General features: G+C 66.8%; 20 protein-coding genes. 16 read left to right on the top strand and 4 right to left on the bottom strand.

The window, feature by feature from the left end:
• Window position 1 precedes the first annotated feature (1 nt).
• Window positions 2–988, bottom strand: coding sequence for a DUF2066 domain-containing protein (locus ACFPPB_RS14720; protein ID WP_377328386.1), 987 nt, complete (start codon window positions 986–988; stop codon window positions 2–4).
• A gap of 166 nt (window positions 989–1,154) precedes the next feature.
• Between ACFPPB_RS14720 and purM the strand changes: the two genes are divergently transcribed.
• Genes purM through ACFPPB_RS14705 form a run of 3 tightly spaced genes read left to right on the top strand, consistent with a single transcriptional unit; the run spans window position 1,155 to window position 3,617 of the window.
• The gene (gene purM / locus ACFPPB_RS14715) at window positions 1,155–2,183 is read left to right on the top strand and encodes a phosphoribosylformylglycinamidine cyclo-ligase (RefSeq protein WP_377328384.1); all 1,029 of its coding nucleotides are present in this window, start codon (window positions 1,155–1,157) and stop codon (window positions 2,181–2,183) included.
• A gap of 19 nt (window positions 2,184–2,202) precedes the next feature.
• Complete coding sequence (gene purN / locus ACFPPB_RS14710; RefSeq protein WP_377328382.1) at window positions 2,203–2,874, top strand: phosphoribosylglycinamide formyltransferase; 672 nt, start codon at window positions 2,203–2,205, stop codon at window positions 2,872–2,874.
• A gap of 35 nt (window positions 2,875–2,909) precedes the next feature.
• Entirely contained in the window at window positions 2,910–3,617 is a 708-nt protein-coding gene (locus ACFPPB_RS14705) for a DUF3108 domain-containing protein (protein ID WP_377328380.1), read from the top strand.
• A gap of 51 nt (window positions 3,618–3,668) precedes the next feature.
• On the opposite strand, the gene murA is transcribed toward ACFPPB_RS14705, so the two are convergent.
• Both murA and ACFPPB_RS14695 read right to left on the bottom strand, forming a co-directional pair.
• Window positions 3,669–4,928, bottom strand: coding sequence for a UDP-N-acetylglucosamine 1-carboxyvinyltransferase (gene murA, locus ACFPPB_RS14700; RefSeq protein ID WP_377328378.1), 1,260 nt, complete (start codon window positions 4,926–4,928; stop codon window positions 3,669–3,671).
• 69 nt (window positions 4,929–4,997) lie between these two features.
• Window positions 4,998–5,255, bottom strand: a complete 258-nt coding sequence (locus tag ACFPPB_RS14695) for a BolA family protein (RefSeq protein WP_377328376.1) — start codon at window positions 5,253–5,255, stop codon at window positions 4,998–5,000.
• Between the two features lie 213 nt (window positions 5,256–5,468).
• On the opposite strand from ACFPPB_RS14695, the gene ACFPPB_RS14690 reads away from it, so the two are divergent.
• The 12 genes from ACFPPB_RS14690 to ptsP all read left to right on the top strand — a co-directional run bounded on the left by ACFPPB_RS14690 (window position 5,469) and on the right by ptsP (window position 15,710).
• Window positions 5,469–6,479 (top strand): KpsF/GutQ family sugar-phosphate isomerase, encoded by a 1,011-nt coding sequence (locus tag ACFPPB_RS14690; RefSeq protein ID WP_377328374.1) that lies wholly within the window; start codon window positions 5,469–5,471, stop codon window positions 6,477–6,479.
• Window positions 6,480–6,557: 78 nt separating this feature from the next.
• Window positions 6,558–7,106: a KdsC family phosphatase gene (locus ACFPPB_RS14685; protein ID WP_377328372.1), complete on the top strand. Its 549-nt coding sequence runs from the start codon at window positions 6,558–6,560 to the stop codon at window positions 7,104–7,106.
• The gene (gene lptC, locus ACFPPB_RS14680; protein ID WP_377328370.1) at window positions 7,103–7,705 is read left to right on the top strand and encodes an LPS export ABC transporter periplasmic protein LptC; all 603 of its coding nucleotides are present in this window, start codon (window positions 7,103–7,105) and stop codon (window positions 7,703–7,705) included. The genes ACFPPB_RS14685 and lptC overlap by 4 nt, the downstream gene beginning before the upstream one ends.
• A gap of 28 nt (window positions 7,706–7,733) precedes the next feature.
• Window positions 7,734–8,255 carry a lipopolysaccharide transport periplasmic protein LptA gene (lptA, locus tag ACFPPB_RS14675; RefSeq protein WP_377328368.1) on the top strand — a complete coding sequence of 174 codons (522 nt, stop codon included), beginning with the start codon at window positions 7,734–7,736 and terminating at the stop codon, window positions 8,253–8,255.
• A 3-nt stretch (window positions 8,256–8,258) separates the two neighbouring features.
• Window positions 8,259–8,978, top strand: a complete 720-nt coding sequence (gene lptB, locus ACFPPB_RS14670; protein ID WP_377328366.1) for an LPS export ABC transporter ATP-binding protein — start codon at window positions 8,259–8,261, stop codon at window positions 8,976–8,978.
• 93 nt (window positions 8,979–9,071) lie between these two features.
• Window positions 9,072–10,532, top strand: coding sequence for an RNA polymerase factor sigma-54 (locus tag ACFPPB_RS14665; protein WP_377328432.1), 1,461 nt, complete (start codon window positions 9,072–9,074; stop codon window positions 10,530–10,532).
• Between the two features lie 145 nt (window positions 10,533–10,677).
• Window positions 10,678–11,001: a ribosome hibernation-promoting factor, HPF/YfiA family gene (gene hpf, locus ACFPPB_RS14660; RefSeq protein WP_377328364.1), complete on the top strand. Its 324-nt coding sequence runs from the start codon at window positions 10,678–10,680 to the stop codon at window positions 10,999–11,001.
• Between the two features lie 141 nt (window positions 11,002–11,142).
• On the top strand, window positions 11,143–12,108 hold the full coding sequence (gene hprK, locus ACFPPB_RS14655; RefSeq protein WP_377328362.1) for an HPr(Ser) kinase/phosphatase: 966 nt from the start codon (window positions 11,143–11,145) through the stop codon (window positions 12,106–12,108).
• Window positions 12,109–12,112: 4 nt separating this feature from the next.
• Window positions 12,113–13,012: an RNase adapter RapZ gene (gene rapZ / locus ACFPPB_RS14650; protein ID WP_377328360.1), complete on the top strand. Its 900-nt coding sequence runs from the start codon at window positions 12,113–12,115 to the stop codon at window positions 13,010–13,012.
• 37 nt (window positions 13,013–13,049) lie between these two features.
• The gene (locus ACFPPB_RS14645; RefSeq protein WP_377328358.1) at window positions 13,050–13,442 is read left to right on the top strand and encodes a PTS sugar transporter subunit IIA; all 393 of its coding nucleotides are present in this window, start codon (window positions 13,050–13,052) and stop codon (window positions 13,440–13,442) included.
• A gap of 83 nt (window positions 13,443–13,525) precedes the next feature.
• Window positions 13,526–13,795, top strand: coding sequence for an HPr family phosphocarrier protein (locus tag ACFPPB_RS14640; protein ID WP_377328356.1), 270 nt, complete (start codon window positions 13,526–13,528; stop codon window positions 13,793–13,795).
• 148 nt (window positions 13,796–13,943) lie between these two features.
• Window positions 13,944–15,710, top strand: coding sequence for a phosphoenolpyruvate--protein phosphotransferase (gene ptsP, locus ACFPPB_RS14635; RefSeq protein ID WP_377328354.1), 1,767 nt, complete (start codon window positions 13,944–13,946; stop codon window positions 15,708–15,710).
• A 22-nt stretch (window positions 15,711–15,732) separates the two neighbouring features.
• On the opposite strand, the gene ACFPPB_RS14630 is transcribed toward ptsP, so the two are convergent.
• Window positions 15,733–16,659, bottom strand: a complete 927-nt coding sequence (locus ACFPPB_RS14630; RefSeq protein ID WP_377328352.1) for a LysR family transcriptional regulator — start codon at window positions 16,657–16,659, stop codon at window positions 15,733–15,735.
• A gap of 86 nt (window positions 16,660–16,745) precedes the next feature.
• Here ACFPPB_RS14630 and ACFPPB_RS14625 point away from each other — a divergent pair, with 86 nt between their 5' ends.
• Window positions 16,746–17,786: a YeiH family protein gene (locus ACFPPB_RS14625; protein ID WP_377328350.1), complete on the top strand. Its 1,041-nt coding sequence runs from the start codon at window positions 16,746–16,748 to the stop codon at window positions 17,784–17,786.
• The last annotated feature ends 75 nt before the right edge of the window (window positions 17,787–17,861 follow it).

The raw sequence follows: 17,861 nt of genomic DNA, 5'->3' as shown, positions 1-17,861 counted from the left end.
TTCAACGCCCCGGCAGCCAGCGCAGGTTCGCGTCGGCACCGGGATGCGGCTCGCCTTGCAGCAGCAGGCGGCCGCTGGCAGCGAGATTCGCGGCCAGTCCGCTCATCGGCAGCGACGCCTTGACGTACAGCAGCACGGCATCGTTCTCCGCGCCCAGCGTCGTCACCTGCTTGACCGAGGGGTCGGCCTGCAAGGTGGCGAGCAGGTTCGCGTAATCCGTTGCCGAGGCCAGTCCGCTGATCCACAGCTTGCCCTCGCTGGGGCCGGCACCGATCACGTTGAGCTGCTTGCCGATGTGATCGACCATGCTGTTGCCGGCATCGCCGAGCAACGCGTCCTGGGTCGCGCCCTGGCTGCTCCAGCGCTGCGGCTGGCCACCGGAAATCAGCGTCCAGTCGGCACCGCCGCCGTGCAGCTTGCCGAGCAGGACCAGGCCGGTGTGGTATTGCCGGTTGATCGTCGCCAGCACGGCCGGATCGGCGCCGGCCACCTTCGCCATGTCCGGCACGCCGGCGGCATCGGGGTACACCACATTGGCGCCACGCGCGGCCGCTGCCGTGGCCAGGCTGGCCAGTGCCGCCTGATTGAGCAGATGGCCGTCGTTGCCCTGCACCAGCAGCAGGACCGGCGGCTTGATCCCCGCGCTCGCCACGCCGAGCTTCGACACCAGCCGGCGCACCGCACCCGGTTCGAACTCCACGTTCAGGATCAGCCCGGTGGCGGCGCGCTGGTACTGGAATTTCTGCACCAGCGAGCCGGCGTGCCCCAGCGCGTCGCTGTAACCGGCGTTGCTGCGCAGATCCTGGCCGCCGGCAACCCGCGTCAATACCTGCCCCAGCGCGGTGGCGAACGCCTGGTCGCGTTGCGCGTCGCTGGTGTCGGCCACCGGCACCACGACGGTGTACGGCGAACCCGTTTGCGCATGCAGCGGCGATAGCGCGGCAAAACCCAGCAGCAGGATGACGATCAACAGGCGGGACAGGCGCATGGACGTGGGCATCTTCGGAGGAAAGCTCCCGGAAGTCTGCCCAATCGCGTCCCCAGCGTCCATCGGAGCCGTCACCAAACCGGACTTCATAGGCCGGCAATGGCGCCACAAGCTGTTAAACTTGCGCGTTTCATCCACGCCGCAGATCCTGACCAAGGTCCTCGCCATGTCTGACACCCTCACCTACCGCGCCGCCGGCGTCGACATCGACGCCGGCAATGCGCTGGTCGAACGCATCAAGCCGCTGGTCAAGCGCACGGGCCGCCCGGAAGTGATGGGCGGGCTGGGCGGCTTCGGCGGCTTGTTCGATCTGTCCGGCCGCTACAGGGAACCGGTGCTGGTGTCGGGCACCGACGGCGTCGGCACCAAGCTGAAGCTGGCGCAAATCCTGAACCGGCACGACACCATCGGCATCGACCTGGTCGGCATGTGCGTCAACGACGTACTGGTGCAGGGCGCCGAGCCGCTGTTCTTCCTCGACTACTTCGCCACCGGCAAGCTCGACGTGGATACCGCGGTCGCCGTGGTCGGCGGCATCGCGAAGGGCTGCGAACTGGCCGGTTGCGCCCTGATCGGGGGCGAGACCGCCGAGATGCCGGACATGTATCCGCCCGGCGAATACGACCTCGCCGGCTTCACCGTCGGTGCGGTGGAAAAGTCGCAGATGCTCAGCGGCGACGCGATCGTTGCCGGCGACGTGGTTCTCGGGGTCGCTTCTTCCGGCCCGCACTCGAATGGTTATTCGCTGGTCCGCAAGATCCTGGAGCGCGCCGGCAATCCGCTGGATCTCGATCTCGGCGGCATCAAGCTGGCCGACGCGCTGATGGCGCCGACCACGATCTACGTGAAGTCGATGCTGGAGTTGTTGAAGGCCAGCCCGGTCCACGGCATGGCCCACATCACCGGCGGCGGCCTGAAAGAGAACATCATCCGCGTAGTGCCGGACAATCTGGGCATCGTCCTGGACGCCAGCACCATCGTGCTGCCGCCGGTGTTCGACTGGCTGATGCGCGAAGGCAACGTGGCGCGCGAGGAAATGTGGCGCACGTTCAACTGCGGCGTCGGCTTCACCGTGATCCTGCCGCGCGACGCGGTCGAAACGGCCTCCGCCTTGCTGGCCAGACACAGCCTGGCCAGTTCGGTGATCGGCGAGATCGTGCCGGTGCAGGGCGGCGAACGCGTGCGGATCGGTTGACCACTGCGCAACGCCGCCGATGACCACGCCACTGCCACGCGTCGCCGTGCTCGCCTCCGGGCGCGGCAGCAATCTCGCTGCGATGCTGGAGGCGCGCGGGCGAGGTGAACTGCCGGTCGAGTTCGTGCTGGTGGGCAGCGACAAGGCCGATGCCGGCGCGTTGCGGCTGGCCGAAGCGGCCAATATCCCCACGCTGGCGCTCGATCCGCGCGTTTATCCGGATCGGCGTGCGTTCGACCTGGACCTGTTCGCCCGCGTCGCCGCCAGCGGCGCCGAATGGCTGGTGCTGGCCGGCTTCATGCGCATCCTCGATGGCGAGGCGCTGACGCCGTGGGTCGGCCGCGTGATCAATATCCACCCCTCGCTGCTGCCGAAATACCGCGGCCTGCATACCCATCGCCGCGCGCTGGCAGCCGGCGATCTGGAGCACGGAGCCAGCGTGCACTTCGTCACCGCCGAGCTGGACGGCGGCCCGGTGATCGCCCAGGCGCGCCTTGCGATCGCCGCCGGTGACGACGAACACCAGCTCGCGCAACGGCTGTTGCCGCTGGAACACCGGCTGCTGCCGGCGGTACTGAACCTGCTGGCCAGCAAGCGCCTGCAATGGGACGGCCACGCACCGAGATTCGACGGACGGCCGCTGCTGACGCCGCTGATGCTGGGCGACGAAGGCCTGCGGGCCGCGGAGTGATCCCCGGTTCAGCCCGGCGCCGGCAGACTCCGCGCATGACTATCCGACCCCTGCTCGCCCCCTTCCTCGGCCTTGGCCTGCTGCTCGGCGCACCGGCTGTCCTCGCCGCCACACCGGGCGCCTTTACCGCCACCTACAACGTGTCGCAAGGCGGCGAGCCCACGGGCGTCGCCACGGTCACCTTGCATCCCGCCGGCAACGGCGAGTGGGTCTACAGCAAGAACGTCAAGAGCACCGGCGGACTGGCTGCCATGCTCGGCGCCAGCCTTGCCGAGAGCTCGCGTTTCCGCTGGAAAGGCGATGTGCCCGAAGCGGTCAGCTACGACTACCAACTGCAGACCGGCATCAAGAACAAGCAGCGGCGCATGACCGTGGACTGGGCCAGGAAACAGGTAACCGTCGACGAGGGCAAAGGCCCGCAGACCTATCCTGCCAGCCCCGGCATGGTCGAGCGCAACACCACCTCGCTGGCATTGGGCCTGGCGCTGCGCGACGGCAAGCAGCAGATCGCCCTGCCGGTCGCCGTGCGCCAGCAAGTACAGACACAGAGCTTCAAGGTGACCGGCAAGGAAACCGTCAAGGTTCCCGCCGGCAGCTTCAAGGCCGAACGGATCGACCGCACCGACGCCGAACGCGGTTTCAGCGCGTGGTATGCGCCCACCCGTTATCCGGTGCCGGTGAAACTGTCGCAGCACGACGGTGGCGACATCGTGATGGAGATGGTCAGCTACCGCCAGCAGTGAACGACTGAGGCGGTGTCCCTGGCGTCTGCCGAATGGATCAATACGTACCGATCAGTTCGGCAGACGCCGGATCCTGGCGCCGAGCACGCCGAGTTTTTCCTCGATGTTCTCGTAGCCGCGGTCGATGTGATAGACGCGGTCGACGACGGTATCGCCCTTCGCCACCAGACCGGCCAGCACCAGGCAGGCCGAAGCGCGCAGGTCGGTGGCCATGATCGGCGCGCCGCTCATCTGCGCGACACCCTGTACCACGGCGGTGTTGCCTTCCAGGCGGATGTCCGCGCCCAGCCGCTGCAGTTCCTGCGCGTGCATGAAACGATTTTCGAACACCGTCTCGGTGACCACGCCGGTACCCTCGGCCACGCAGTTGAGCGCGGTGAATTGCGCCTGCATGTCGGTCGGGAACGCCGGGTACGGCGCGGTGCTGATGTTGACCGCCTTCGGCCGGCGACCGCCCATGTCCAGCTCGATCCAGTCGTCGCCGGTCGAGATGTGCGCGCCGGCCTCTTCCAGCTTGGACAGCACGGCGTCGAGCGTATTGGCGCGCGCATGGCGTGCGCGCACCTTGCCGCCGGTCATCGCCGCGCCGACCAGGAAGGTGCCGGTCTCGATGCGATCGGGCAGCACTTCGTACTCGGCCCCGTGCAGGCGCTCGACGCCGTGGATGATCATGGTCGACGTACCGGCACCCTCGATCTGCGCGCCCATCGCGATCAGGCAATGGGCCAGATCGACCACTTCGGGTTCCTGCGCGGCGTTCTCGATCACCGTGGTGCCCTGCGCCAGGGTGGCGGCCATCATGATGTTCTCGGTACCGGTGACGGTGACCATGTCCATCTGGATATGCGCGCCCCGGAGCCGCCTCGCCTTCGCCTTGATATAGCCGTTCTCGACGCTGATGTCGGCGCCCAGCGCCTGCAGGCCGCGAATATGCTGGTCGACCGGACGCGAGCCGATCGCGCAGCCGCCCGGCAGCGAGACCTCGGCCTGGCCGAAGCGCGCCACCAGCGGGCCGAGCACCAGAATCGAGGCGCGCATCGTGCGCACCAGGTCGTACGGTGCCACACAGGTGCTGGTGGTGCGCGGGTCGACATGCATCTTCATGCGGTCGTCCAGCACCAGTTGCACGCCCATCTGGCCGAGCAGTTCGATGAAGGTGGTGACGTCGTGCAGGTGCGGCACGTTGCCGATGCTGACCGGCTCGTCGGCGAGCAGGCAGGCGGCGAGAATCGGCAGCACGGCGTTCTTGGCGCCGGAAATGCCGACCTCGCCATGAAGCGGCACACCGCCACTGATCAGGATCTTGGCCATAAATACCGGTGATGAGGAATCGGGAACGGGGAGCCGGAAAGCTGGAGAAACGAAGATGGGATGGCGGCTTTAGCCATTCCCGATCCCCGGCTCCCGTTTCCCGGCCTCTTCGGGTGTAAGGGTTTTCAACGCCAGCGCATGGATCGCGCCGCCCATCAGGTCGCCCAGCGTGGCGTACACCAGCCGATGCCGCGCCAGCGGCAATTTGCCGGCGAACTGGCTGGCCACCACGGTAGCCTCGAAATGCACCCCGTCAGCGCCGCTGACCTCGGCCTGGGCACCGGGCAGGCCGTTTTCGATCATTGCCTGGATGCGGGCTGAGTCCATCGGGGGCGTTCCATAACGAAGCTTGAGTCGGCAAAGGCGCGGATTCGGCCGTGGCCGGAATCCATTGCACTGACTTATGACGGTAAAATACGAATGTGCCATGGTAATGGAAATACGCTGGCGCAGAAACGACAGCCGTTCCAGATCGGCACATGCGGCACCCTGTCGCCACGGCGAACAGGGGTGTCCTGACCCCTCTTTCACCGAGCCTCCATGAACGCACGCATCGCCCCGTCCGACCCGATCGACCCGAGCCCGGAGGCCATCATCCGCAGCGCGCGCACGGTGATCGCCACCGAAGCGGCCGCCGTACACGCGCTGGAACCGCGGATAGGGACGAACTTCGTCGAGGCCTGCCGGCTGATCCTCGCCTGCAAGGGTCGCGTGGTGGTCAGCGGCATGGGCAAGTCCGGGCACGTGGCGCGGAAGATCGCCGCCACCCTGGCCTCGACCGGGACGCCGGCGTTCTTCGTGCATCCGGGCGAGGCCAGCCATGGCGACCTGGGCATGATCACGTCGCAGGACGTGGTGCTGGCGCTGTCCTATTCCGGCGAGACGGACGAGCTGCTGTTCATCCTGCCGATGATCAAGCGCCAGGGCATTCCGCTGATCGCCATCACCGGCAAGCCCGGCTCCTCGCTGGCATCCCAGGCGGACGTGCACCTGGATGGCAGCATCTCCAGCGAAGCCTGCCCGCTGGGCCTGGCGCCGACCACCAGCACCACCGTCGCGCTGGTGCTGGGCGACGCGCTGGCGATCGCGCTGCTGGAGGCCCGCGGCTTCACATCGGACGATTTCGCCCGTTCGCATCCGGCCGGCAGCCTCGGCCGGCGCCTGCTGCTGCGCATCAGCGACGTGATGCACCGCGGCGACGACGTGCCGCGCGTGGCGCCGGACTCCAACATCACCGCCGCTCTGGTCGAGATGACCCGCAAGCACCTGGGCATGACGGCGGTGGTCGACGCCGAACAACGCCTGCTGGGGGTATTTACCGACGGCGATCTGCGTCGCGCGCTGGACGACGTGGGCGTGGACCTGCGCGGCGCCACCGTGGCCGAACTTATGACTCTCGGCCCCAAGACGATCGGCCCCGACAAGTTGGCGGCCGAAGCGGCGCAACTGATGGAAAAACACCAGATCCATGCCTTGCTGGTGGTCGACGATGAACAGCACGTGGTCGGCGCGCTGAACATTCATGATCTGCTCCGCGCCCGTGTGGTCTGATCCCGGTTTGCCTTGGCAAATCGGAAAATCAGGCAAGCCTGCTTTTCCACGCCTTCCGCATCACCAAAGCCCAAGCCCGTGCCCATAAGCTATCCCGCCGATACCGCTCCCGACATCCTCGCCCGTGCCGCCAAAATCCGGCTCGCGGTGTTCGACGTGGACGGCACCTTGACCGACGGCCGCCTGTGGTACGGCGAGGACGGCCGCGAAACCAAGGTGTTCCACGTGCACGACGGGCTCGGCCTGAAGCGGTTGCAGGCGAACGGCATCCAGGTCGCGCTGATCACCGCCCGGATCAGCCACCCGGTGGCGCTGCGTGCCGAGGAGCTGGAGATCGCCCACGTCTACCAGGGCCAGGGCGACAAGCTCGCCTGCCTGCGGGAACTGCTCGACGCGCTGCACCTCGCCGCCGAACAGGCCGCCTTCGTCGGCGACGACCTGCCCGACCTGCCGCCGATGCGCATCGCCGGACTGGCGGTGGCGGTGGCCAACGCGCACCCGTGGGTAGCCGAGGCCGCACACTGGCAGACCGCCAAGAGCGGCGGCATGGGCGCCGCGCGCGAAGTATGCGATCTGCTGCTGCACGCGCAAGGCAAAAGCGACGCCGAGCGGGAGCGCTGGCAGTGAACTTCCGCCTGTGGCTGCGCGACCGGCGCCTGCCGGCCGCGACCTTCGTCATCGCACTGGCCGCGGGCGTGAGCCAGTTGCTGCTGTGGTGGCTGGGACCGACCGCCAGAACCAACGACTTCGTCGGGCCGCCGCGTTCGGGCTACACGCTGACCAACGCCAAGGTGATTGAATACAACCTCGACGGGCAGCCCGGTTTCCGCCTGCAGGCGCCGCACCTGGAGCGCCGCGAGGGCGATGAATCGCTGTATCTCAACTCGCCGACTTTCCAACTGCCGGCCAAGCAGGCCGGCGTGCCCGACTGGCAAGGCGAGTCGCTGTACGGCTGGGTCAACAAGGGCGGCACGCTGCTCAAGCTGCAAGGCCCGGTGTTGATGCATCGGCCAGCCTTCGGCACCACGCCGGCGACCGACATGCATACCTCCGACGTCACGGCGTGGCCGAAGGAAAACCGCCTGGAGACGGCCGCACCGGCGCAGATCGTTCAGGGAGCCTCTACAATCAGCGGGGTCGGCATGCGCGCCAACCTCAACAACAAGCACCTGGAGTTGCTCGATGATGTCCACAGCACGTTCATGCCAGCCAAGCCGCGTCGCTAAGCTCGCGCTTCTGGGCGTTGGGCTGGCAATGCTGCAGCCCGCGCTTGCCCGCCAGGACGATCGCCAGCAGCCGGCCCACATCACGGCCAAGTCGTTCGATGCCACCCAGCAGGCAAACGGCATCATCCACTACAAGGGCAACGTGCTGCTGACGCAGGGTACGCTGAAGGCGACCGGCGCCCTCGCCACCGTTTATCTGGACGCGAACAACAGCGTCACGCGGGTGGTCATCACCGGAAATCAGGCGCATATCGAGCAACTCGACGACAACGGCAACCTGATGCAGGGCAACGCTGCCACCCTCGACTACGACAATGTCAAGCAGATCGCGGTGCTCACCGGGAATGCCACGGTCAGCCAGAAAGGCCGCGGCAGCGCGAAAGGCGACCGGCTCACCTACAACACGCAGACCAGCCAGATGACCGGTGAAAGCAACGGCGACGGCCTCGTGCAGATGACTTTCCTGCCCACGCCCAAACCCGGGGCCACGCCAGCCAAGCCGGCGACGCCGGCACCGAGCAAGAGCAGCCCGCCGCAGGGACAGCACTGACCGATGCTTTCCGCCGAAGGTCTGCAGAAAAGCTTCAAGGCGCGCCAGGTAGTGCGTGATTTCGGCTTCTCGATACGCGAGGGTGAAGTCGTCGGCCTGCTCGGCCCCAATGGCGCCGGCAAGACCACCTGCTTTTACATGGTGGTGGGCCTGATCGAGGCCGATGCCGGCGTGATCAAGCTGGACAAGCAGGACATCACCGGCATGCCGATGCACTCGCGCGCCAAGCTCGGTATCGGCTACCTGCCCCAGGAAGCGTCCGTGTTCCGACGGCTCAGCGTGGCCGACAACATCATGGCGGTGCTGGAACTGCGCGACGGCCTCGGTGCGCAGCAGCGCAGCACCGAGCTGGAAAGCCTGCTCGACGAGTTGAAGATCGCGCACATCGCGGACCAGAAAGGCGTCAGCCTGTCCGGCGGCGAACGGCGCCGGGTGGAGATTGCCCGTGCACTGGCCGCGCGGCCGCGCTACATGTTGCTGGACGAGCCGTTCGCCGGGGTCGACCCGATCTCGGTCGGGGAGATCCAGCGCATCGTGCGTCACCTGAAGGAACGCGGGATCGGCGTGCTGATCACCGACCACAACGTACGCGAGACGCTCGGCATCTGCGACCGCGCCTACATCCTCAACGATGGCGAAGTACTGTCGCGCGGCACCCCGGCGCATATTCTCGCCGACGAGAAGGTGCGCGAAGTCTACCTAGGGCGTGAATTCCGCCTCTGAATTAGCTGTCGTGGCCACTTCGCCGTGGTCAGGCTATGGCCGCGCTTGCGGGCAAGCGCTAGGATGGCCGCGAGCTCCTTCGACCCGGCTGGCATGAAACCCGCACTGCAGTTTCGCCTCCATCAGCAACTGACCCTGACGCCGCAGCTGCAGCAGGCGATCCGTCTGTTGCAGCTGTCTCAGCTGGAGCTGGAAGCGGAGCTGCGCCAGATCGCCGAGAGCAATCCGCTGCTGGAGTTCGCCGAGGAAGTCGAGGACGACGAAACAGTCGACAACGTCGACGCCGAGAGCGAATACCCGAGCGCGGAGAATGTCGCCGCCAGCAGCAGCGAGCGCGGCGACGACGACGCCGGCGACTGGGCCGATGGCGGCGGCGTCGCCGAAGCGCCGATCGACTTCTCCAGCAGCAGCGTCAGCACCGGCTCCAGCTCGCGCAACGACGAAGACTTCGAGCCGCAGAACGCGGCGCCGGAAACCCTGCAGCAGCATCTGCTGTGGCAGCTCAACCTGGCCTCGTTCAATCCGCGCCAGCACCTGATCGCCACCGTGCTGATCGACGCGCTCAATCCCGCCGGTTATCTGGCCGAAGGGCTGGAAGCCGTACTCGCCGCATTGCCGGCCCATCTCGCCGCCACCCTCGACGAAGTCGACGCCGTACGGCGCCAGTTGCAGGGCTTCGACCCTGCCGGCGTGGGCAGCCTCGACCTGCGCGACTGCCTGCGCGTGCAACTGGAGCAGTTCGATCCGGATACGCCGCAGCGCGACCTGGCGCTGCGCATGGTCGATACCGAGCTGGAGCTGCTCGCACGTAACGACATCCCCCGGCTTGCGCGGCGCCTGCGCGCCAGCGAGGACGATGTGGCGGCGGCGGCGGTGCTGATCCGCAGCCTCGATCCGCGCCCGGGAGCGGCGCTCGACGCCACCCCGGTGGAGTACGTCGCACCGGACGTCTATGCGGTGCGCGACGGCAGCCGCTGGCGAGTAAGCCTGAATCCGGACGCGCAGCCGAGGCTAGGTTTGAATCAGCACTACTGCGGCCTGATCGCCCGGGCGCGTGGCGAGGATGCCAGCTGGATGCGCGGCCAGCTGCAGGAAGCACGCTGGCTGATCAAGAGCCTGGAGTCGCGCGCCGAAACCCTGCTCAAGGTCGCCGACGCGATCGTGCGGCGGCAGAGCGCATTCCTCGACTACGGCCCCGAAGCGATGCACCCGCTGGTGTTGCGCGAAGTTGCCGAGGAGGTGGGCATGCACGAGTCCACCATCTCGCGCGTCACCACCCGCAAGTACCTTCACACTCCGCGTGGTACGTTCGAACTGAAGTATTTCTTTTCCAGCGGCGTCTCTACCGAGGACGGCGGCAGCGCCTCGGCCACCGCGATCCAGGCCATGCTGCGCAAACTGATCGACGCCGAGGATGCGCGCAAGCCACTATCCGACCAGGCAATTGCCGAGGAGCTGCAGCGCAAGGGCATCCAGGTGGCCCGTCGTACCGTTGCCAAGTACCGCGAGGGGCTGCGCATTCCCACCTCCAGCGAACGCCAGCGCGCCAGCTGACCTGCGAAAGGGCACTCACGGGAACTTGGTCGAGGAAAAAACGTTCCCATAGCAGTACAGACCGATTGACGATGTACCGCCGCCATGTCGGCTGCGATACGTCCACCCGCCGCGAAAAGCGGCACTGCACCAGAGGAGGCGCCCCATGCAATTCCAACTCAGCGGCCAGCAGATCGAAGTCACCCCGGCCCTGCGCGACCACGCCACCGCCAAGCTCGACCGCCTTACCCGCCTCGACGACAAACTCCTCAGCCTCGCGATCGTGCTGTCGGTCGACAAGCTCCAGCAACGCGCCGAGGGTACGCTCGGCGTCATCGGCGCCACCTTGCATGCGGAAGCCACCGAAGCCGACATGTATGTCTCCATCGACGTGCTGTTCGACAAACTGGTCAACCAGCTGCGCAAGCACCGCGAGAAGGTCAGCGACAAGCACCAGCAGGAAGCGCGCGAAGCGCGCCAGTACGGCTGACTTCCGGCTGATTTCCAGCGAACTCCGCGCCGCGGCCCACCCGATCCAGGTGGGCCGTTTTCGTTTCTGAACACGCGCATACCTCCAAGCTGGCACAATGTCCGTGCCACCGCAAAACCCAGCGGTGCAAAGGATCTCCGTTTGGATCGGATCAGCGCGCGACAACTCTACGATGGCGTCCACGAGCGCATGGCGCTGCGCTGGGTATCCGGCATGCGCGGGGAATCGCGGGTGATCGAGCCGGGCGCCGCGCAATCGCGCCGGCCGTCGCTGGTCGGCTATCTCAACGTGATCTACCCGAACAAGATCCAGATCATCGGCACCGAGGAACTGAAGTTCCTCGACGGACTGGATTCGCGCCAGCGCTGGGAGGTGATGCACAAGATCGCCGCCCACCAGCCGCTGGCGCTGATCGTGACCAAGGATCAATCGGTGCCCGCCGACCTGCGCGAGGTCGCCGAGGAAACCAATGTGCCGCTGTGGATCAGCCCCAAGCGCGGCCACGAGTTGCTGACCTACCTGCAATACCACCTGGCACGCATGCTGGCGGCCAAGATCACCTTGCACGGCGTGTTTCTGGAAGTGTTCTCGATCGGCGTGCTGATCACCGGCGAAGCCGGCTCCGGCAAGAGCGAACTGGCGCTGGAGCTGATCAGCCGCGGCCACCGGCTGGTCGCCGACGACGCCACCGAATTCACCCTGATCGCGCCGGACGTGATCGACGGCACCTGCCCCGAACTGCTGCAGGATCTGCTCGAGGTGCGCGGACTGGGCGTGCTCAACGTGCGCGAGATGTTCGGCCACATGTCGGTCAAGACATCCAAGTACCTGCGCCTGGTGATCCACCTGAAGCCGATACGCGACGGCGACGGCAGTCCCGACAACAACAGCGACGCACTGACCCGTCTCACCGGCGACATCGGCCACCGCGAGATCTTCGACGTGATGATACCGATGATCACCATCCCGGTGGCCTCCGGACGCAACCTGGCGGTGCTGGTCGAGGCCGCGGTACGCAGTCACGCCCTGAAGAGCAAGGGCATCGATCCGGCGCAGACCTTCATTGACCGGCAGGCGCACCAGCTGCGCCGGCTGCCTCCATGGTGAACGCATGAGCGACGAACGCACCTCCCTCGATACGCAGGTCGATCCGCACGAAATCCACCTGATCGTGCTTACCGGCATGTCCGGCGGCGGCAAGACGGTGGCGCTGCGCGCACTGGAAGACCTGGAGTTCTACTGCGTCGACAACCTGCCCTCGGCCCTGCTGCCGCAGCTGGTGAACGCGGTGATCGAAGGCAGCAGCACGCATCGGCGCATCGCGGTGGGCGTGGACGTACGCAACCGCGGCGCGGATTTCACGCACATGCCGGCCGTGCTGTCGGGACTGGCTTCGGCCGGCGTGCAGGTGCACCTGATCTTTCTGGATTGCCGCGACGAAGTGCTGATCAAGCGCTATTCGGAAACCCGCCGACGCCACCCGCTGGCCACCCGCGGGCTGTCGCTGGCCGACGCGATCGTCGCCGAACGCAGGCTGCTGCGGCCGCTGATGGCGATTGCCGAGAAGGTGATCGATTCCAGCGAGCTCAACGTGCACCAGCTGCGCCGGCTGGTCGCCACCGGCTACGCGCAGGCCACCGAGGGGTTGACCCTGATGTTCCAGTCGTTCGCGTTCAAGCGCGGGCTGCCGCTGGACGCGGATTTCGTGTTCGACGCGCGCTGCCTGCCGAACCCGCACTGGCATCCGCACCTGCGTCCGCTGTCGGGCAAGGATGCGGCGGTGCGCGAGTTCCTCGACGCGGAGCCCCTGGTCGGCGAATACTTCAACGACACCGCACGCTGGCTCGATGCGTGGCTGCCGCGCTTCGAGCAGGACGACCGCAGCTACGTGACGATCTCGATCGGCTGCACCGGCGGCCGGCACCGCTCGGTCTATCTGGTCGAGAAGCTCGCCGCGCACTACCGCGATCGCCGCGAAGGCGTGCTCACTTTCCACCGAGAGCTCGAATGATGAACATGACTCTCGCCAACACCGTCGGCCGCCGCCCATGAGCGTCGGCGTGCTGCTGATGACCCACGAGGCGGTCGGCAAGGCGTTGATCTCCGCCGCGCATCACGTGATGCCGAAGCTGCCGTTGCGGGTAGCCGCAGTGGAAGTGCCGCCGGAGTCCGACCCGGACGTGATGCGCACGCTCACCGCCCACCACGCGCGAGAACTCGACGAGGGCGACGGGGTACTGATCCTGGCCGACCTGTACGGCGCCACGCCGTGCAATATCGGGCTGTCGCTCGGCGCGCTCGGCGTGCATCTGCGCTGCGTCTCCGGCCTCAACCTGCCGATGCTGCTGCGCGTTCTCAACTATGCGGAAAAACCACTGGATGAACTGGCCGAGATCGCGGCCAGTGGTGGCCGCGGAGGAATCTTCATCGATCATGCCTGACGTGAAGGATGCCCTAATCCATTCCACACAGGCCCACCACCGATTGACAGATAATGACGGAATAGATCAGGGCATCCTTCACTATGCTTGAGCAAGAGATTGTCATATCCAACCGGCTGGGGTTGCATGCCCGCGCCTCGGCCAAACTGGTGCAGCTGGTGCAAGGTTTCAAATCCACCGTGTGGCTGATCAGCAAGGGCCGCGAAGTCAACGCGCAAAGCATCATGGGCGTCATGATGCTGGCGGCCGGCCTCGGCAGTCCGGTGACCGTCCGCGTCGACGGCCCCGACGAGGAAGCCGCGCTGAGTGCGGTGACTGCACTGTTCGAACGCAAGTTCGACGAAGGAGCGTAATGATGACGGGAGTCGGGAGTCGGGAACCGGGAGTGGGTAAAAGCAGCGCCTGCACGCGCTGGCGTTTCGCCGTCAGCGTCGTGCTGCCGGCTTTGCCGACTCCCGATTCCCGACTCCCCATTCCCGGCTCCGCGACAAGGAGCAACGCATGAGGCACCTGCTCCACGGCATGATCGCCGCCCATGGCATGGCGCTTGGCCGTGCCCGGCTGGTTCACCCGAGCCGCTACACCGTCGATACGCGTCCGCTGTCCGAGGAAGAGATCGAAGGCGAGTTGCTGCTGCTGCATCGCGCACTGGATACCGCGCGGCAGGAGTTGCGCGAACTGCGCGGCAAGCTGCATGGCGCCCTGGCGCGCGAGGTCAACGAATTCATCGACGCGCACAGCCTGCTGCTGGACGATGCGGAACTGCTGCGTGGACTGGACGACCTGGTTCGGATCGGCCACTACCGCCCCGGCGCGGCATTGAAGAAGCAGCGGGACCGGCTTACGGCGGTGTTCGAGGCGATGGACGACCCCTACCTGCGCAGCCGCAAGGAAGACGTCGAGCAGGTGATCAACCGGGTGATCTCCGCGCTGCAGCGGCAGACCAGTCCGCAGGAGCGCAAGCTGGCAGCGCGCGTCGGCGAGATCCTGATTGCCGACAGCATCGCCCCGGCCGACATGGCGCACCTGGCCGGCAGCGGACTGCTCGGCGTGGTCGCCAGCTCCGGCAGCGCGTATTCGCACAGCGCGATCCTGGCGCGCAGCCTCGGCCTACCGATGCTGGTCGGCACCCGCGATGCCCTGTCGAACATCCACGATGACGACCTGATCCTGCTCGACGCCGAACGCGGCGAAGCCATCGTGCATCCGGCCGCGCAGGACTTGTCGCGCTATCGGGCCTGGCAACGCGAGGCGACGATCGAGGGCCGCCGCCTGGCCAAGCTGGCGAATGCGCCCACACGTACCCGCGACGGCATCGAGATCGGCCTGCTGGCGAACGCCGAGACGGCGGCCGACGTGGCGATGGCGCGTGCGCGCGGCGCCGACGGCGTCGGCCTTTACCGCACCGAATTCCTGTTTCTCAAGCACAAGGAATTGCCGTCGGAAGACGAGCAATTCGTCGCCTATCGCGACCTGGTGATGGGCATGGGCGGCCTGCCCGTCACCATCCGCACGCTGGATCTGGGCGCCGACAAGGCCGATGCCGCCGGGCTGTCCCTGCGCGGCGAGGACAATCCGGCATTGGGCGTACGCGGCGTGCGCCTGTCGCTGCGTTATCCGGCGGTGTTCACCACCCAGATCCGCGCGATCCTGCGCGCCGCCTGCTACGGCCCGGTGCGCGTACTGGTACCGATGGTGACCCAGCCGGATGAGCTCATTGCGGTGCGCACGCTGTTCAAGCTGGCGCGGCAGGACCTGAAACGCGAGAACATCGACCTGCCTGAAAAGCTGCCCCTGGGCGCGATGATCGAAGTGCCCGCGGCGGCGATCAACGTGCGCGCGCTGCTCGAGTATTCCGACTTCCTGGCCATCGGCACCAATGACCTGGCCCAGTACGTGCTCGCCGCCGATCGCGGCAACGACGCGCTGGAAAACATCTACAACCCGTTGCAACCGGCACTGCTGCGGCTGCTGTCGCATGTGATCAGCGCCGGCCGCCGCGCGAAGAAGCCGGTCAGCCTGTGCGGCGAGATTGCCGGCGACGTGAACTTCACCGCCTTGCTGCTGATGCTTGGCCTATGCGAATTCAGCATGCATCCGAGTCAGATCCTGCATGTGCGCGACCGCCTCGCCACGCTGGACCACGCCGATCTGCGCCGGCACGCCGCACAGCTGCTGCGCGCGCATACCCACGAACAGGCCGAAGCCTTGCTGAGCCGGATCGTGGGCGCGCAGGAGCCCGTGGCAGCGTCTCCCGGCGTGGACTGAGGACGGCCCCGCGGCGGCCGTCTCAGCGACGGCGCCCGCCGGGGCGGACGCCTTCCACATCGATGCCTTCCAGATCGGCGCCTTTCAGAAACGCCTCCAGCAGCGCACCGCGGTATTTCTGCCGATGCAGCAGCAGGGAAAGCTTGCGGCGCAGATCGAGGAACGGCGTTTTCAAGGCCTTCAGGCGTCCCGTCGCCAGCGCATCGGTGACCGCCACCTCGGGCAGGCAGGCGATGCCGAGGCCGGCCACCACGGCCTGCTTGATCGCCTCGATCTGGTCGAGTTCAAGCACGGTCTCGCCGGGCGGCAGCTGCGCGAGCACCCGCTCGCTGGTCGCGCGCGTGGCCGAGCCGGGTTCGCGCAACACCCAGCGCGCGCCGGCGAAATCGGTGGGTTTCAGGCTGCGCTTGCGCGCCAGCGGATGCTCCGGCGGCGCGCAGACCACCAGCAAGTCGTCGCGCCACGGCCGCACCTCCAGCAACGGATGCGTCACCGGCCCTTCGACGCAGCCGATGTCGAGGCTGTGATCGAGCATGCCGGCGGCGATCGCTTCGGTATTCGCCACCCGCAGGCGGATCGCCACCTGCGGATGCGCGCGCACGAACGTGCCGAGCAGCTCGCCGACACGGTAGTTGCCCACCGTGTTGCTGGCGCCGATGCGCAGTTCGCCGCTCAGCGCCGCACCGTCTTCGCTGCCGCGTCGGCCGAACTCGGCATGACGTTCCAGCAGTTCCTGCGCCAGCGGCAGCAGTTCGCGGCCGCGCGCATTCAGGCGCAGGCGGCCACGCTCGCGCGCGAACACCGGCGCGTCCAGTTGCCGTTCCATTTCCGCCAGCGCCATGCTGGCGGCCGGCTGGGTCAGGTGCAGCCGTTCGGCGGCGGCGCGCACGCTGCCGAGCAGCGCGATCTGCACGAACACATCCAGTTGGCGGGGGCTGATGTTGATCATCAGCTTATTTTATACATTCCATCATATATTCCCAATTTTCCTGATAGTGCTGCCGGCGGACAATGGCGCATTGCCGGAGCCCACGCATGTCCACATCGTCCATCGCCACCCTCGTTCACCCTACGCTGCGCATGCGCGCGCCCGGCCTGCTGCTGGCCCTGGCGATCGGGCTGCTGGCCTTGCTGCTGGGGCGCTGGCTGCCGCTGATCGGCGGACCGGTGATCGGCATCGTGCTCGGCATCGTGGTGCGCAACCTGTTGTCGCCCGGCGAACGCTACACGCCGGGCATCGCGTTCGCCGGCAAGAAGGTGCTCCAGTGGTCGATCATCGCGCTGGGCTTCGGGCTCAGCCTGGGCCAGGTTGCCAAGACCGGTTTCGAATCGCTGTCGGTAACCCTGGTGACGATGACCGTGGCCTTCCTCGCCGCGTGGCTGCTGGGACGCTGGCTGGGCGTGCACGACAAGCTGAAGATCCTCATCGGCGTGGGGACCGCGATCTGCGGCGGCTCGGCGATCGCCGCGATAACCCCGATCATCCGCCCGGACGACCACGATACCGCGTTCGCGATCTCCACCATCTTCCTGTTCAACCTGGTCGCCGTGCTGCTGTTCCCGCTGCTTGGCCATCTGATGCACCTGTCCGACCTGGGCTTCGGCCTGTGGGCCGGTACCGCGATCAACGACACCTCGTCGGTGGTCGCCGCCGGCTACAGCTTCAGCAAGACTGCCGGCGACTACGCCACCATCGTCAAGCTGACCCGCGCCACCTTGATCATCCCGGTCTGCCTGGTGCTGGCCTTCGCCGTCGCCGCCCGCGAAAAGCGCAGGCATGCACAAGCCGGCACCGTGGGCCATTTCAGCCTGGCCAGCATCTTTCCGTGGTTCATCCTGTGGTTCCTGGTCGCATCCGCCATCCGCACTGCGGGCCTGATCCCGACAGCGATCCAGCCGGCCATCCACATGCTGGCGGAGTTCCTGATCATCGTGGCGCTCACCGCGATCGGCCTGTCCGCCAATCTGCGCAAGATGGCTGCCAGCGGCGCACGGCCGATCCTGCTGGGGCTGGGTGTGTGGATCGCGGTGGCGGTGAGCAGTCTGCTGGTGCAGCTGGTGATCGGACAACTCTGAGAAGTGAGTGGAGAGAAGCGAGAAACGAGTTGGTCGGCTGGGAGCGGAAAGTGGCCGGGGGAGAGCTTTACTCAC

The organism is Rhodanobacter terrae, from assembly GCF_042657005.1.
In the GTDB taxonomy this organism is placed as follows: domain Bacteria; phylum Pseudomonadota; class Gammaproteobacteria; order Xanthomonadales; family Rhodanobacteraceae; genus Rhodanobacter; species Rhodanobacter terrae.
Note: the sequence above shows the minus strand (reverse complement) of the source record. Positions and strands in the feature narration are given on the sequence as shown.

Bases quoted from the DNA above. Each gene is read 5' to 3' on its own strand.
- ACFPPB_RS14720 (WP_377328386.1), bottom strand. From the start codon at position 988: ATGCGCCTGTCCCGCCTGTTGATCGTCATCCTGCTGCTGGGTTTTGCC.
- purM (WP_377328384.1), top strand. From the start codon at position 1,155: ATGTCTGACACCCTCACCTACCGCGCCGCCGGCGTCGACATCGACGCC.
- purN (WP_377328382.1), top strand. From the start codon at position 2,203: ATGACCACGCCACTGCCACGCGTCGCCGTGCTCGCCTCCGGGCGCGGC.
- ACFPPB_RS14705 (WP_377328380.1), top strand. From the start codon at position 2,910: ATGACTATCCGACCCCTGCTCGCCCCCTTCCTCGGCCTTGGCCTGCTG.
- murA (WP_377328378.1), bottom strand. From the start codon at position 4,928: ATGGCCAAGATCCTGATCAGTGGCGGTGTGCCGCTTCATGGCGAGGTC.
- ACFPPB_RS14695 (WP_377328376.1), bottom strand. From the start codon at position 5,255: ATGGACTCAGCCCGCATCCAGGCAATGATCGAAAACGGCCTGCCCGGT.
- ACFPPB_RS14690 (WP_377328374.1), top strand. From the start codon at position 5,469: ATGAACGCACGCATCGCCCCGTCCGACCCGATCGACCCGAGCCCGGAG.
- lptA (WP_377328368.1), top strand. From the start codon at position 7,734: ATGCTGCAGCCCGCGCTTGCCCGCCAGGACGATCGCCAGCAGCCGGCC.
- lptB (WP_377328366.1), top strand. From the start codon at position 8,259: ATGCTTTCCGCCGAAGGTCTGCAGAAAAGCTTCAAGGCGCGCCAGGTA.
- ACFPPB_RS14665 (WP_377328432.1), top strand. From the start codon at position 9,072: ATGAAACCCGCACTGCAGTTTCGCCTCCATCAGCAACTGACCCTGACG.
- hpf (WP_377328364.1), top strand. From the start codon at position 10,678: ATGCAATTCCAACTCAGCGGCCAGCAGATCGAAGTCACCCCGGCCCTG.
- rapZ (WP_377328360.1), top strand. From the start codon at position 12,113: ATGAGCGACGAACGCACCTCCCTCGATACGCAGGTCGATCCGCACGAA.
- ACFPPB_RS14645 (WP_377328358.1), top strand. From the start codon at position 13,050: ATGAGCGTCGGCGTGCTGCTGATGACCCACGAGGCGGTCGGCAAGGCG.
- ACFPPB_RS14640 (WP_377328356.1), top strand. From the start codon at position 13,526: ATGCTTGAGCAAGAGATTGTCATATCCAACCGGCTGGGGTTGCATGCC.
- ptsP (WP_377328354.1), top strand. From the start codon at position 13,944: ATGAGGCACCTGCTCCACGGCATGATCGCCGCCCATGGCATGGCGCTT.
- ACFPPB_RS14630 (WP_377328352.1), bottom strand. From the start codon at position 16,659: ATGATCAACATCAGCCCCCGCCAACTGGATGTGTTCGTGCAGATCGCG.
- ACFPPB_RS14625 (WP_377328350.1), top strand. From the start codon at position 16,746: ATGTCCACATCGTCCATCGCCACCCTCGTTCACCCTACGCTGCGCATG.